Source organism: Vreelandella sp. DA03-1M (assembly GCF_055725665.1).
In genome coordinates this window covers 938,450-951,889 of the sequence record NZ_CM146798.1, presented here as the reverse complement: position 1 = coordinate 951,889, position 13,440 = coordinate 938,450, and the positions used below count along the sequence as shown (strand labels likewise).

Here is a 13,440-nt window from a genome sequence, read left to right as displayed (position 1 = left end):
CTTTGCATGGTCCTAGCTGAACTCGCCGTGACGAATTTTCTGCAGCACTTGCCTAACCTTTTTCGTCCCGATTCTGTCTCAATCAAATCGACGGTACAGGCCGAGAGCGCGAGAATCGTAGAGCGAAACCAGCTAATAGCGGCAATAGCGGCTTTTCTATCACCGAAAATGGTTATCGCCTCGGCAATCACATCGCGGGCAAGCGGCTGGACGGCTTGTTCGGCGCGGTGGGGGGGGCCTTACACCTATCAAGTCATGGAGTACCGCGATGAGGTCTTCTGGCGACTACTAGACGACTATCGCGTGTTAGTCGTCTTCGACGAAATCCATCACTGCGCCGGTCATGATCCCTTGCTGAGCAACGCTTGGGGGCAACAGATCCTGCAGAGAATCCAGGATCGGGCCGTGTTCACCTTGGCGCTATCCGGCACGCCGTGGCGCTCTGACGACCGCGCCATTGCCCTGGCGCGCTACCTCTCCCCCGAGGGGCAGCTGATCTGTGACTATCGCTATGGTCTCAAGGAAGCCATCGCGGACGGGGTGTGCCGCTCGCCACGCATCCTGCTCCTGGACAACCAGCAAGTAGCGCTCACGGAAGCCGTCGAAACCGAGAACACCGTTAGGTTGTTCCCCAGTATCGTCAAGCTACTGGGGGAGTCACCTGTGACTTACGAAGATTTGCTGCGTCATGACGAGGTGATCGAACAACTGCTCGCGCGAGGAAGCGACAAGCTGGATGAGCTTAATCTGACCCAGCCAGAGACGGCAGGCCTAGTGGTCGCCACCGATATCGAGCATGCCCAGCAGATTGCCCGGGCGCTAGATGCCAGAGGGGAAGGTTGGTGCGTCGTGACCAACCGAACCCCGAATGCCCAGCAGGTCATCAATGCGTTCCGACACAGCGATTGCCGCTGGATCATCGCGGTTGGGATGATCAGCTAGGGAACCGACATCCCCCGCCTGCAGGTGTGCTGCTTTCTCAGCCGCATCCGTACCAAGCTACACTACCGGCAGGTACTGGGGAGGATACTGCGGCGCATGGGAGGAGCCGATGATCAAGCCAAGCTGTTCATGCTCGCGGAGGCGACGCTACGGCGATTCGCCGAACGCATTGCCGACGACCTGCCGGAGGATCTGGCGGTGCTGAGCCAGGTACCGCTGCCTGCTGCTGCCTCTGATTCGGTGTCGAGCGGCAACGGGGCTGACAACGATGCGGATGGCAGCAATGAGGGTGAGTCTGAACAGAACCTGGAGGCTGCTTCGCCGAGCACCTACTCGCTGGGCGAGTTTACCGCTGAACCGAGCTATCACGTCAGCTTTTCGCAGCACTACCGGCAGCTTTTGCTGATTTGCTTATGAAAGGCGGCCGCATGGCAAAAGGATCATTAAAAGTAAGAATGACACTTTATGCCCAATCAGCTCGGAGACCGCCATGCCTAAAAAAAAGAAACTGGTAATTATTGCCCACGCGCCTTCCGAGAGCACCAAAAAAATGTTCGAGGCTGTAATCAATGGCGCCTCTGATTCCGAAATAGAGAATGTAGAAGTGCAGTCTCTTTCCCTGCTTGAAACCCTGGATTCATAGAATAACCGCAGCACTTTGGATCACACAGTAGAGGAAGGAGAGCCAGCGCCGGTACCCTCTCGACTTTACCGACCAAAGTGAAGCAGAGCATGGGATACCGACAGCTGACCCAAGCCCAACGATACCAAATTTTTGCTTATCTTGAGACCGGCCTCAGCCAGCGCCAAATAGCCAAGGCTATTGGGGTGCACAGCAGCACCATTAGCCGGGAGATAAAGCGAAATGGGCTTACGACTGGCTATGCGCCTGAGCAGGCACAATCGAGAAGTGATCAGCGCCGACGCAGCGCCTGGAAAGTGACAAAGCGCCTGCCAAGCCTGATTCGCTGGGTCACTGGTCAATTGATGGACGAATGGAGCCCCCAGCAAATAAGTGGCTTCATGGCGAATGCCAATGGGGTTTGCGTAAGCCATCAGTGGATCTATGCGCTAATCTGGGACGACAAGCAACACGGCGGTGAATTATGGAAACGACTCCGGTTACCACGCCAGCGGCGCTATCAGCGCCAATTGGCCAAGCATGCGGGATTGGGCAAGATCCCACACCGGGTAGGCATTGAACAGCGCCCCGATGACGTGAATGAAAGGCGCCATATCGGCCATTGGGAAGGCGATACGGTACTCAAGGGCCACAAAGAATCTGGCCTGGTAACCCTGGTCGAGAGACGCAGCGGTTACCTCTTGGCGGCGCGCCTGCCGGCGATCACGGCCACTGGAACGGCCAAGGCGATGACCCGGTTATTAGAACCACGTCGAGGAGCAGTGCAGACCATCACCCTAGATAACGGTTCGGAATTCGCCGAGCACCGACAGGTTGCTAAGGCCGTCTCGGCCAAGACCTATTTTTGTGACCCGTACCGCTCATGCCAGCGTGGTACCAATGAAAATACCAATGGCCTGATTCGCCAATATTTCCCGAAAGGGACGGACTTCCGGAAGGTGAGCGACTCAGCACTGAGGAGAGTCGTTGCCAAGTTGAACAACCGCCCCAGAAAACGCTTGGGGTATCGGACACCGGCACAAGTGTTCCTGGGAGAGTATTCAGGGGCACTGAAAACCGCGGGTGCTGCGCTTAATGTTTGAATTCAGGACTCAACCCGAAGACATTAATTCAGCCAACGCCATTATTCTAGGCACGACTGAAAACTTGGGGTACAAAGCAGGTTTAGTTAAGGACATGTTAGATAGATGCTACTACGCGTGCCTCGATAAAAATGAAGGGCTACCTTTCACCTTTTATGTTCGAGCTGGTAACGATGGCACAGGCACCTGCCGAGCGATTGAGAGTATGACCAAGGGGTTGAGTTGGAGATTAGTGCAAGCCCCTCTGATCTGCAGAGGAGACTTCCAGGCAGAATTCATCGACCAGTGTGAGAAGCTAGGGTTGTCGATGGCCGCAAGCCTGGAGGCAGGAATCATCTGAGATGGTGGGTCGAGAAAATGTTGTCCACTGGTACGAATCCCTGAGTTGCGATCTTTAGAAAATTGTTGCCAGTTTGTCCACTCAACAGTCTTTTTGCTCAGGCTAACTCGCTCAGCAACATATATCGCATATTCCGTATTCGTATAACAGTCGCATTGGAAGTGAACATTGGTCTAGCAGATCTGAATGTGACCTCTTTCCTACACCAAGTTACCAATTAAGCTTTTCCCACCATTATCGACAAGTTCTTGTCGTCTTTGTATAGGACTCACTAGAGCCCGCCCTTTTTGTTTGACAGATTTTGCATCAACGTCCACAGCCACTGTCAACATTTGCATTTTTTTGGATGTCATGCACCCCCATAACCAGAGACTCACAAGCATTTGAAAATGCAGGACAATATGGCTTGTCAACATTGCTCAATCGTAGTGTGACATGCAAGGAAAGCTGCGTTTGCACTACCCTTCTATATTCGCATGTACATCACTATTCGCACATCCACCGTCACCACCAGCACCTCAAGTGCCGCTGCGCGATCACGCCCCTCAGGGCTGGCTCGGTAAAGATGCGGCGTCATCGCCAACAGATCGGCAGTTTCCTCACTTCCGTTTAGTGCAATTGAGTAGCTTACCCTCTCGCTGCCATGGTGAATAAAGCCATCGGGCACTACCGTCTTACTCGCACGTTCAGCTTTTAACGTGGGGTAGATAATCTCCCGCAGCTCCCTCAAGTGATTAGGCCCCGCTTCAACCTGCAGTAGTACGCCACCGGTTTTCAACACACGAGCAAACTCGATTAATACCGGAAAGCCAAACATACACAGCACGCTATCCAGCGTTTCCGTCTGCACCGGTATGTGCGCATTACTACCCACGACCCAGCTGCTTAGCGGTGCCTGTTTATTATCCTGTTTGGCTGCGGCCAATACCGCCCATTTAGAGATATCCAGCCCCATCAGCGAAAGTGGCTGTGTGTTAGTCACCGCATCAGCTAATTGGCGAAGGTAGTAACCTTCACCGCAGCCCGCATCCAGGCAGCTAAAAGGCTGGCTGGCTGCCTTTTGAACCTCGGCATGGCCCAACACAGCATGACTGACTGCCTCCGCAATGGGTTGGTAATGCCCAGCGTCAAGAAAGCGCTGGCGAGCGGCCACCATCGCCTTACTATCCCCCGGATCGTGAGAACGCTTTTGCTGCACTGGCAGTAAATTAACGTAGCCCTGCTTAGCAATATCAAAGCTGTGACCATCAGAGCATCGCCAAACGTTATCCGACCAACTGAGTGGTTTTCCGTCTAGCGGGCACGCCAGTGCTTGAAAAGGGGTGATGCTCATATCGGTGTCTTCGCAAAGGTAGATGGGTGCATGCGTTTAGCGAGTCACCAGAATGATGCCAACTAAAATAACGCCACCGCCGATTATAAAATTAATACTCAGCGGCTCATTGAGCAGCAGTGTACCAAACAGAATACCGAAAAGCGGCGCCAAGAAAGAAAACACGCCTAACTGCGAAGCGCGGTAGCGGCGCAGCAAGGTAAACCATAACAGCAGCGCAGCAAACGAAATGATCAGCGTCTGAAAGCCAAGGCTGGCTAACGCCATTGGGGTAAACTGCGCGCTCATTAGCTGCCCGGATATAGCCGCCACCGGCAGGAGCAACAACGCCGTCACGCTCAGTTGATAGCTCAGAGTGAGCTCTGCTGGCGCCTCAGAAAGCGAAGTCTTGCGGATCACGACGGTCGTGGCCGCCCATGAGAGGCCAGCGAGCAAGCCCAGCGTATCCCCAATAAGAATCTCGGTGCTGTAAGCACCGCTTGGCGCCATGGCAACCACCATTCCCAGAAATGCCAAGCCAACGCCCCACCACTGGCGAATGGAGAGCTGCTCGCCAGGTACCCAAAGATGCAAACCCAGGGCAGCGAAGATGGGCGCAGTATACAGAAACACCGACATGTGGGACGCCAAGGTATAGGTTAATCCCCAGGCGATAAAAGCGAACTCAGCCGCAAACCCCAGGCCCACCAGCAACCCAGGGCCCCAATGATGACCCACATCCGCCCAGCGAATACCGCGCCAAGAAGCCAGCCCGCCGACCAGACACACCGCCAAAGCTGAGCGCAGGGCCATCTGCACCACGGGTGAGATATCCTCAGCCACACCCTTGATCGCCACCTGCTGAAAACCCAACACCAGGCAAAATAGCAGCATCAACGATGCTGCCGTTGCGTCCACTGACTTTCGCTGCGATCGACCAACCATGCAGACAGTGTGGTTGTTGGAGGCTATTCTTTGATTACTCATTGCGGGCTCCTATAACATATAGGTGCCCATTGCAGCAGTAAGCGTCATTGCATACAAACGATTACTTATCGACCCTAGGCTTATGAAAACTCACTCTATGAGAATAGAAAGGCTACCGCTGAATGCATTGCGCGCGTTTGCCGAGGCCGTGCGAGAAAATAGCTTCAAAGCCGCCGCTTATCGCCTCGGGGTGACGCCTGGCGCCGTTAGCCGACAGGTCAAACAGTTGGAAGGCCACTTAGGCGTGGTGCTGTTTGAGCGTCATGCCAATGGGGTATGCGTTACCGAAGCAGGCCGGGTACTGGCTGAAGATGTGCAGGCAGGCCTTTTGCGCATCGCCAGCGGCGTACAAAACGTCACCGAGCGCTCAGAAGAGGCCTTTCGATTGTTACTGAGTGCACCGCCCTCCTTTCTACAACTCTGGCTACTCCCCCGCTTACCCCGCTTTGAAGCTAATGAACGGCAAATAGAAATCTCTCTGGATGCCGAGGCGCGCTTAACGCCACCGCTATGGTTGCCCAACAGAGCACGTTTATCATTGCGCTACGGCCAGGGCCCTTGGCCCGGTGTCACCAGCCTGCGCCTGTTTGAAGACACGTTATTTCCGGTTTGTTCGCCTTCGCTATTAGCGCAGGCAAGCATACAAACCCCCGACGATTTGCTGACACAGACACTGCTCACCGTGGATTGGTGCAGCCACGCAGGCCACCCCATTCCAAGCTGGAGCGATTGGTTTAAAAGCGCCGGGGTAGAGCTAAACAAGATGCCCAACCAGCGGCAATACTCGCTTTACAGCTTGGCTCTCGATCAGGCCATTGCCGGGCAAGGCGTGGTACTCGCCAGCTACCCATTGGTGGCTGACCGGCTAGCGAGCGGTGTTCTGGTACGCCCTTTTGCGGAGCAATACCCACTCTCTTCTCCATTCGCCTATGAACTGATTCTACCTAGTAATGGAGAAGCGCCACCGGCGGTAGCTAGATTCACGGAGTGGCTTGAATACGAAGCAGCCAGCTTTCGTGATACATCACTATAGCGGTGGCAGTCTCAACCTTTATTTCATCTACCTTCTTGTTTAACTCTCGCGCTTATAGCCTTGGAACAGTCCGTACTGCCACTGCCGTACCGCCAGCACCGAGGTCGTGCCAAACCGCTGATGGATGGGTAGCCCGCTCTCCCGTTCGCATAGCGCATGAAACTCTTTCGCCAAGCGCTGCATGGTCTGCTGCCATTCGGCATTACCCGCTGGGGATAGCAGGCCATTGAGCACTACGAGCTTTTCACGGTCACTATCAAAACGGGAACGGAAAAACTCATTGGCAATATGTTGTTGAAAGAAGCGTTGGATCGGCCCGTCCGCCCGCCAGCGGAAATTGGCGGCTACCCGCCGCCTGATGCGGTTGCCGGGAAGTAGCTCAATAAGCTTAAGCCGCTCAAGCTTGAGTAGCTGCCGGGTACACTCCGGTTCACTTAGCTGGTATTGGTGATGAATTTCGTCGAAGCTATAGCCATTGATAACGCACACAGCTACCAGAAACAGCTCTCGGTCATCGACAATGCTTTGCTCCTGGGCCTGGGTCAGCTCCTGCAGACGCTGCTCCTCTGCCTGCATGGCCTGCACCAGTTCAGCAAACTCAAGATTAAGCTGATCACAGATGCACTCTAGCCGCGCCAAGGTAAAGTGCTTTTCAGCGAACAGGCGCTTCACCGAGGCCTCGCTCAGCGCCAACCACTGAGCAACATCGACATAGGTTTTACCCTGAGCGCGAAGCTGGCGTTTTAGCATTTCAATCAGCGAATCGGCTTGGGACATAAAAACCTCATTAGGCAACGTGAAAGGGCACGACGCATAAAAGCAGCAAATACTACTACCAATCAGCACCCATGACACAACTTCGCGCATCAGAGTTGCATCCAGCGAGCCTCATGTAGAAAGTGCTACGACTTCCAGGAATTGATAAGGCAACACCACCATGCATCGACTGCTGCACTTGAAGGGCGCCTGGCCCTACCTGATCGCTATTTTTCTCAATGCCTTTGTGGATCTAAGCCACAAGATCGTCATTCAGAACACGATCTTCAAAAGTTACGATGGCGAAGCACAGGTCGTGCTCACCGCACTGGTCAACGGGCTTATCCTGCTGCCGTTTATTTTACTGTTTAGCCCGGCGGGCCATGTGGCTGACAGCTACCCCAAGGTGCGCGTTCTGCGCATATCGGCCTGGGCCGCCGTGGCCGTTTCACTGGGCATCACCGCCGCCTACTACCAAGGCTGGTTTTGGCTGGCGTTTGCCATGACGCTATTGCTGGCGATTCAATCGGCCTTTTACTCCCCGGCCAAATACGGCTTAGTAAAAGGGTTGTTCGGCAAGCCGCGTTTGGCGGAAGCCAACGGGTTAATTCAGGCAGTAACCATTGGCGCCATTCTCGCGGGCACCGTGGCGTTTACCGCGCTATTTGAGACCTGGGTGTCACCTGAAGATCAAACCCCAGCGCAGCTGTTGCGCCAAATAGCCCCTCTGGGCTGGCTACTGGTGCTCAATAGTGCCCTCCAGGTGGTGGCGCTTTACCGCCTTCCGCTTGATCACACCACTCGGTCAGACACACCGCTGACCTGGCAGCGCTACATCAAGGGCACTGCCCTAAAAGACAATCTGCGGATTATCGCTCGCCAGCCAGTCATTAGGCTCTCCATTATCGGCCTTGCCACCTTCTGGTCAGTGGGCCAAGTGCTACTGGCGGCTTTTCCCGCTTATGCCAAAGATGCCCTGAGTATCGATAACACCTTAGTGCTCCAGGGTATTCTCGCCGCTAGCGGCATCGGGATTGCGCTGGGTTCCCTATTCGCCAGCAAATTTTCCCACAACCGTATTGAAACCGGCTTGATTCCCGTTGGCGCCGTTGGGGTGGCTGTGGGTTTATGGTGCCTGCCGCTGTTAACCACGCCCGTTAGCCAAGCACTGAACTTTGTGTTTATCGGCATCATGGGCGGGCTGTTCATTGTGCCGCTTAACGCACTGATTCAGTTTCACGCCGCCGACAACGAACTAGGCACCGTGCTGGCCGCTAATAACTGGATTCAAAACATCGCCATGATGGGCTTTTTGGTGCTCACGGCGCTGTTCGCGTTGGCGGGAGTGAATAGCCACTACCTGCTGCTACTGATCGCTACCGTGGCCATGGTGGGCGGTGGTTACACCATTGTTAAGCTGCCCCAAAGCTTGGTGCGCTTTCTGTTGAGCTTCCTGCTGACACGCCGCTACCGTGTAGACGTCCATGGCTTGCAGAACCTGCCCGCCCAGGGCGGCGTGCTGCTATTGGGCAACCATATCAGCTGGGTGGATTGGGCCATGGTTCAGATCGCCAGCCCTCGACCAGTGCGCTTTGTAATGCTCAGATCGGTTTATCAGCGTTGGTATCTACGCTGGTTCTTCAAAGCCTTGGGGTGTATTCCCATCGAGCGCGGCAGCGGTGCCGAAAAGGCCTTGGCCGATGTCGCTGAACAGCTCAATGCAGGCGAGGTGGTATGCCTGTTTCCTGAAGGGGCGATTAGCCGCAATGGCCAGCTAGGCGAGTTCCGCCGTGGCTATGAACGCGCCTGTGAAATGGCGAATCCAGATGTCAAAATTGTGCCTTTCTATCTACGTGGCCTGTGGGGCAGCCAGTTCTCACGCTCATCCAGCAAGCTTAAAGAGCTGCGCAATTCGCCATTCCACCGCTCGGTAGTGGTCGCTTTTGGCAAGCCTCTGCCCAAAGACACCTCTGCCGATGTGCTTAAACGGCGTATTTTTGAGCAGGCTACCCGCTCTTGGCAGCGGGCCATGGGCGAGCTACCCACCTTGCCTAACGCCTGGATCCAGAGCGTTAAGCGCCGCCCTAGCGATTTGGCCCTGGCCGATACCCTGGGCCGCCCACTCAACGCAAGCCAAGCGCTCACCGCCAGCCTGCTGATGGCAAAACGTATACGTAAGCTCAACCCAGGGCAGAACGTTGGCCTCCTGCTCCCGACCAGCAGCGCCGGGGTTATCACTAATATGGCCACGCTGCTGGCGGGTAAAACGGTGGTTAACCTTAATTACACTGCCGACCATGAAGCGCTGACCTCTGCCCTTTCCCAGGCAGAAATCGCTACCGTCTTCACCTCACAGCACTTTGTGAAGAAGCTCGAGCAGCGCGGGCTCGACGTTAGCCAATTATTTCGCGAGAAGCAGGTGGTCTTTTTAGAAGACCTGCAAACCACGATTGGCCGCGCTGAGCGCTTGAGCACCTGGCTTGCGGTGAGATTATTGCCAACATGGCTACTACAGCGCTGCTTCTGCCACGGCCACGATGCCGACGCCACCGCCGCCATCCTGTTCTCCAGCGGAAGTGAAGGCGAACCCAAGGGCGTGATGCTCAGTCACCGCAACCTGATGGCCAATATCAAACAGACCTCCGACGTGCTCAACACCCAGAGCAACGACGTTGTAATGGGCTCACTACCGCTGTTCCACGCCTTTGGCCTCACGGTCACCCAGCTGCTGCCACTGATTGAAGGGCTGCCGCTGGTATGCCACGCCGACCCCACCGATGCCCCCGGCATTGCGGGCGCTATTGCCAAGCACAAAGCCACTATCATGTTCGGCACCTCCAGCTTTTTAAGGGGTAGTGTTCAGAATTCTGTGTCATTTCTTTAGACTGAACCGAAAAGAGATGACTTATGACCAAACCTATGTTCGATATGGATGCCGCACTTCAAGCTCTGCGTGAGGGCAAAGACCTCACCGGCAAAGACGGTATCCTGACCCCGTTGATCAAGCAACTCACCGAAGCCGCCATGCAAGGTGAGCTGGAGGCCCATCTAGCCTCGGAGGACACAGCCAACCGCAAGAACGGTTCCAGTCGCAAGACCATGAAGGGGCCGACTGGCAGCTTTGAGCTGGACGCACCGAGAGACCGGACCGGCTCCTTCGAGCCCCAGATCGTCAAGAAGCACCAGACCCACCTTACTGACGAACTGGAACGTAAAATCATTGCCCTGTTCGCACTCGGTAACAGCTATCAGGACATCCGTACGCACATCGCCGAGCTGTATGGTGTTTCGCTCTCCAACGGCACCATCAACGCCGTCACCGACAAACTGCTACCGGAGCTGCAAGCCTGGCGTGAGCGTGACCTGGAAGCTATTTACCCCATTGTCTGGCTCGACGCCATTCACTACAAAATCAAAGAGAATGGTCGCTACGTCAGCAAAGCGATCTACACGCTCCTTGGCCTGAACATCGAGGGCAAGAAAGAACTGCTCGGCCTCTACCTCTCGGACCAGGAAGGTGCTCACCACTGGCTCAGTGTACTCACGGACCTCTACAACCGGGGCGTCAAAGACATCCTGATTGCCTGTATCGATGGACTGAAGGGCTTCCCCGAAGCCATTGAGTCGATTTACCCCGACACCGAGATCCAGCACTGTATCATTCACCAGATCCGGAACTCGATGAAGTACATTGCCTCGAAAAACCAGAAGGCCTTTATGGCCGACCTGAAAGCCGTCTACAAGGCTGCCACGCTCAATGCCGCCGAACTTGCGCTTGATGACCTGGAAGCCAAGTGGGGTGATAAATATCCCATGGTTATCAAGTCCTGGCGGGACAAGTGGCCCACGCTCTCAGCCTACTTCAAATACCCCGATTACGTGCGCAAGGCGATTTACACCACCAACGCGGTGGAAGCCGTACACCGCCAGTTCCGCAAGCTCACCAAGACCAAGGGCGGCTTCGCCAATGAGAACAGCTTACTCAAGCTGCTCTATGCCGGTATACTCAAGGCCTCTGAGCGCTGGACGCACCCCGTGCAGAACTGGAACTTGACGCTGTCACAGATGGCCATCCACTTCCCAGGGCGCTTGGAACATCACATCAGCCTATAAGGCTGGTTGGCTGACACAGAGTTTTGAACACCCTCTTTTAAGGCTGTTTGTGCGCAGTTCAAAGGTGCATCCGTTAATGCTGGAGAGCTTGAGGGTAGTGGTTGCCGGGGCCGAGAAGCTCGACGAAAACGTGCGCGAAAGCTTTGCGTTGAAATTCCACAAGCCTGTGTATGAAGGCTACGGTGCCACGGAAATCGCCCCAGTCGCCTCAGTGAATCTTCCCGACGCCATGGGCGTTCACTATCAGCAGGTGCAGCGGGGCAGCAAAACAGGCACCGTCGGTATGCCGTTACCCGGTACCAGCTTCAAAATCGTTGACCCTGATAGCTTTGAAGAGCTGCCTACCGGAGAGGCGGGCATGATATTGATTAGCGGCCCACAAATTATGCAGGGCTATCTCAACGACCCCCACCGCACGGCCAAGGCGCTCCACGTGATCGATGGTCACCGCTGGTACATAACGGGGGATAAAGGCTTTATCGATGAAGACGGCTTCTTAACTCTAATCGACCGCTATGCCCGGTTCGCCAAAATTGGCGGTGAAATGATCAGCCTCAGCGCCGTTGAGGCGGCAGTTAAAGCGGCTCTTGAAGATACAGACACCGCACTGATAGCGGTGAATATTCCCGATAGCCGCAAGGGCGAGCGCATTGTGCTGCTCTCAGAAACAGCGCTGGATGCCAACACCGTAAAAGCCGTCATGCTCGCCAACGGTACGCCATCCATGATGATCCCCAGCCACTGGTTGACGGTAGAGAGCATTCCGCATCTTGGCTCTGGTAAGGCAGACTTTGCCGGGGCGAAACGTTTGGCTCAAGCGCATCTGGGAAAGCAAACGGATTAAAATCTGGTTTACAACAATCCCCCAGTCATGATGATTTAAAGGTGTTTAGAAAAAAATCGAACAGCAACTGGTAGTGACTATTCTGCCTGGCCCTGCTGGAGATATGATCCTCGCCCTCATAATAATGCACTTCAAGGTGGCGATCATGCTCTCGCAAGCGTTTTTCTAGACGTTTGGTCATCTCACCCGCCCACATGCGATCTTGAGCGTCATAAAGAAACGCCGAGATAGAGTAGCGTCACGCAATGAAGACTCCAGCCTGCCCATGCAGCATTACGGCTAGAAAAGAGACGCCACTGGCGGTACAGTAAGTGACGCTACAACTAGGCAATAATTGCTGGAAAATCTGTAATTCAATCATGACAATTTCTAAAGCTCTTTATATTCAGCTCTTTAAGCTGGATCGATAAAGAAGAACAATAGGAGGTTCTTCAATATTTTTGTCAACAAGTCTGTTCATGCCTGTTATTTTTCATTCCCACCTTTTCCAGGATCGCTCTTTAAAGCTATTAAATCGTCAACACTTTTTATAATACAGCCAGTGTTACTATACTAATTGCTTTAGAACAACCATCGATAGATCATTACTTAAGGACTCTAAGAATGAGCAAAGAATCACTTGACCGTCTACTTAGAGATAACCAAACAGATTGGCCCTGGTGGCTTGCCTACTCAACCCGAGACCCAAAAAACGAAATACAGCCGCTATTCGACGTGGAAGAAGAAGCGGTGAGATATGCTTTGGAGAAACGGCGTGCTGAATTTTCAGCAGGTCGCGATGCTGCTCATGCGGCACTCACACTAACCGGATGTAGACCTATATCTGTACCAATGGGAAAAGATCACGCACCGATCTGGCCTAAGGACAAAGTGGGAAGTATCACTCATACGGACAACGTTTGCTTAGCAGTAGCCGCTTCTTCCCACCATGCCCAAAGTATCGGTGTCGATGTCGAGAACCTCACTCCTATCGCCAACTCTTACATTTCAAAAGTTGCCAAACCAGAAGAGATTGATTTTGTCGGTGGAGCACCTAGTTTAGCAGCGCTTCGTATATTTTCCATGAAAGAAGCAGGGTTTAAAGCACAATATTATTTAAGTAAAAGAAACTTAGAATTTGACGAATTAAAAGTCACTACAGGGGGGCTGCTATTCAAGCATGCAGTACCACCGTTTCCTCAAAATTTTTTACTACCTATACGTCAGTGGGCTAACTATGGTCTTTGTTTATCTTTGTGTGTTATCTCACCTCAAGGGCAGAATAAGTGCCGCACTCCATGGTAGCTTTATAACCATGACTAAAACAGTTATTTTGCTGAAATGATTAGCTATAAAATTCAAAAAAATATAGCCAGATAATTTTTATTACTCACAAAGAGGAATCATAA

Annotated in this window: 12 protein-coding genes; 9 read left to right on the top strand and 3 right to left on the bottom strand. The window is 53.7% G+C overall.

Annotation, left to right across the window (positions count from 1 at the left end; all coding sequences use genetic code 11):
• Positions 1–6 precede the first annotated feature (6 nt).
• From ACXUPB_RS04545 to ACXUPB_RS04530, 4 genes are all read left to right on the top strand, one after another.
• Complete coding sequence (locus ACXUPB_RS04545; protein ID WP_472955610.1) at positions 7–942, top strand: DEAD/DEAH box helicase; 936 nt, start codon at positions 7–9, stop codon at positions 940–942.
• 96 nt (positions 943–1,038) lie between these two features.
• The gene (locus tag ACXUPB_RS04540) at positions 1,039–1,359 is read left to right on the top strand and encodes a hypothetical protein (RefSeq protein WP_472955608.1); all 321 of its coding nucleotides are present in this window, start codon (positions 1,039–1,041) and stop codon (positions 1,357–1,359) included.
• A gap of 73 nt (positions 1,360–1,432) precedes the next feature.
• A complete protein-coding gene (locus tag ACXUPB_RS04535; protein WP_472955606.1) occupies positions 1,433–1,585 on the top strand; it encodes a hypothetical protein in 153 nt (50 codons plus the stop codon).
• Positions 1,586–1,674: 89 nt separating this feature from the next.
• On the top strand, positions 1,675–2,667 hold the full coding sequence (locus ACXUPB_RS04530; RefSeq protein ID WP_472955090.1) for an IS30 family transposase: 993 nt from the start codon (positions 1,675–1,677) through the stop codon (positions 2,665–2,667).
• 806 nt (positions 2,668–3,473) lie between these two features.
• On the opposite strand, the gene ACXUPB_RS04525 is transcribed toward ACXUPB_RS04530, so the two are convergent.
• Positions 3,474–4,340 (bottom strand): putative RNA methyltransferase, encoded by an 867-nt coding sequence (locus ACXUPB_RS04525; RefSeq protein ID WP_179917061.1) that lies wholly within the window; start codon positions 4,338–4,340, stop codon positions 3,474–3,476.
• Positions 4,341–4,376: 36 nt separating this feature from the next.
• Positions 4,377–5,306, bottom strand: a complete 930-nt coding sequence (locus ACXUPB_RS04520; protein WP_052475520.1) for a DMT family transporter — start codon at positions 5,304–5,306, stop codon at positions 4,377–4,379.
• Positions 5,307–5,403: 97 nt separating this feature from the next.
• Here ACXUPB_RS04520 and ACXUPB_RS04515 point away from each other — a divergent pair, with 97 nt between their 5' ends.
• Positions 5,404–6,339 carry a LysR substrate-binding domain-containing protein gene (locus tag ACXUPB_RS04515; RefSeq protein ID WP_179917073.1) on the top strand — a complete coding sequence of 312 codons (936 nt, stop codon included), beginning with the start codon at positions 5,404–5,406 and terminating at the stop codon, positions 6,337–6,339.
• Positions 6,340–6,378: 39 nt separating this feature from the next.
• On the opposite strand, the gene ACXUPB_RS04510 is transcribed toward ACXUPB_RS04515, so the two are convergent.
• Positions 6,379–7,116, bottom strand: coding sequence for a helix-turn-helix transcriptional regulator (locus tag ACXUPB_RS04510; RefSeq protein WP_179917062.1), 738 nt, complete (start codon positions 7,114–7,116; stop codon positions 6,379–6,381).
• Between the two features lie 160 nt (positions 7,117–7,276).
• Between ACXUPB_RS04510 and ACXUPB_RS04505 the strand changes: the two genes are divergently transcribed.
• From ACXUPB_RS04505 to ACXUPB_RS04490, 4 genes are all read left to right on the top strand, one after another.
• On the top strand, positions 7,277–9,979 hold the full coding sequence (locus tag ACXUPB_RS04505; protein WP_472955602.1) for an MFS transporter: 2,703 nt from the start codon (positions 7,277–7,279) through the stop codon (positions 9,977–9,979).
• A 23-nt stretch (positions 9,980–10,002) separates the two neighbouring features.
• Entirely contained in the window at positions 10,003–11,208 is a 1,206-nt protein-coding gene (locus ACXUPB_RS04500; RefSeq protein WP_035565815.1) for an IS256 family transposase, read from the top strand.
• A 76-nt stretch (positions 11,209–11,284) separates the two neighbouring features.
• On the top strand, positions 11,285–12,052 hold the full coding sequence (locus ACXUPB_RS04495) for an AMP-binding protein (protein ID WP_472955600.1): 768 nt from the start codon (positions 11,285–11,287) through the stop codon (positions 12,050–12,052).
• A 603-nt stretch (positions 12,053–12,655) separates the two neighbouring features.
• Positions 12,656–13,336, top strand: coding sequence for a 4'-phosphopantetheinyl transferase family protein (locus ACXUPB_RS04490; RefSeq protein ID WP_290834886.1), 681 nt, complete (start codon positions 12,656–12,658; stop codon positions 13,334–13,336).
• The last annotated feature ends 104 nt before the right edge of the window (positions 13,337–13,440 follow it).

What these genes read in the sequence shown, in the direction of transcription:
- ACXUPB_RS04490 (WP_290834886.1), top strand. Translation starts at nt 12,656, where the DNA reads ATGAGCAAAGAATCACTTGACCGTCTACTTAGAGATAACCAAACAGAT.
- ACXUPB_RS04500 (WP_035565815.1), top strand. Translation starts at nt 10,003, where the DNA reads ATGACCAAACCTATGTTCGATATGGATGCCGCACTTCAAGCTCTGCGT.
- ACXUPB_RS04510 (WP_179917062.1), bottom strand. Translation starts at nt 7,116, where the DNA reads ATGTCCCAAGCCGATTCGCTGATTGAAATGCTAAAACGCCAGCTTCGC.
- ACXUPB_RS04535 (WP_472955606.1), top strand. Translation starts at nt 1,433, where the DNA reads ATGCCTAAAAAAAAGAAACTGGTAATTATTGCCCACGCGCCTTCCGAG.
- ACXUPB_RS04495 (WP_472955600.1), top strand. Translation starts at nt 11,285, where the DNA reads ATGCTGGAGAGCTTGAGGGTAGTGGTTGCCGGGGCCGAGAAGCTCGAC.
- ACXUPB_RS04505 (WP_472955602.1), top strand. Translation starts at nt 7,277, where the DNA reads ATGCATCGACTGCTGCACTTGAAGGGCGCCTGGCCCTACCTGATCGCT.
- ACXUPB_RS04545 (WP_472955610.1), top strand. Translation starts at nt 7, where the DNA reads ATGGTCCTAGCTGAACTCGCCGTGACGAATTTTCTGCAGCACTTGCCT.
- ACXUPB_RS04530 (WP_472955090.1), top strand. Translation starts at nt 1,675, where the DNA reads ATGGGATACCGACAGCTGACCCAAGCCCAACGATACCAAATTTTTGCT.
- ACXUPB_RS04540 (WP_472955608.1), top strand. Translation starts at nt 1,039, where the DNA reads ATGGGAGGAGCCGATGATCAAGCCAAGCTGTTCATGCTCGCGGAGGCG.
- ACXUPB_RS04525 (WP_179917061.1), bottom strand. Translation starts at nt 4,340, where the DNA reads ATGAGCATCACCCCTTTTCAAGCACTGGCGTGCCCGCTAGACGGAAAA.
- ACXUPB_RS04520 (WP_052475520.1), bottom strand. Translation starts at nt 5,306, where the DNA reads ATGAGTAATCAAAGAATAGCCTCCAACAACCACACTGTCTGCATGGTT.
- ACXUPB_RS04515 (WP_179917073.1), top strand. Translation starts at nt 5,404, where the DNA reads ATGAGAATAGAAAGGCTACCGCTGAATGCATTGCGCGCGTTTGCCGAG.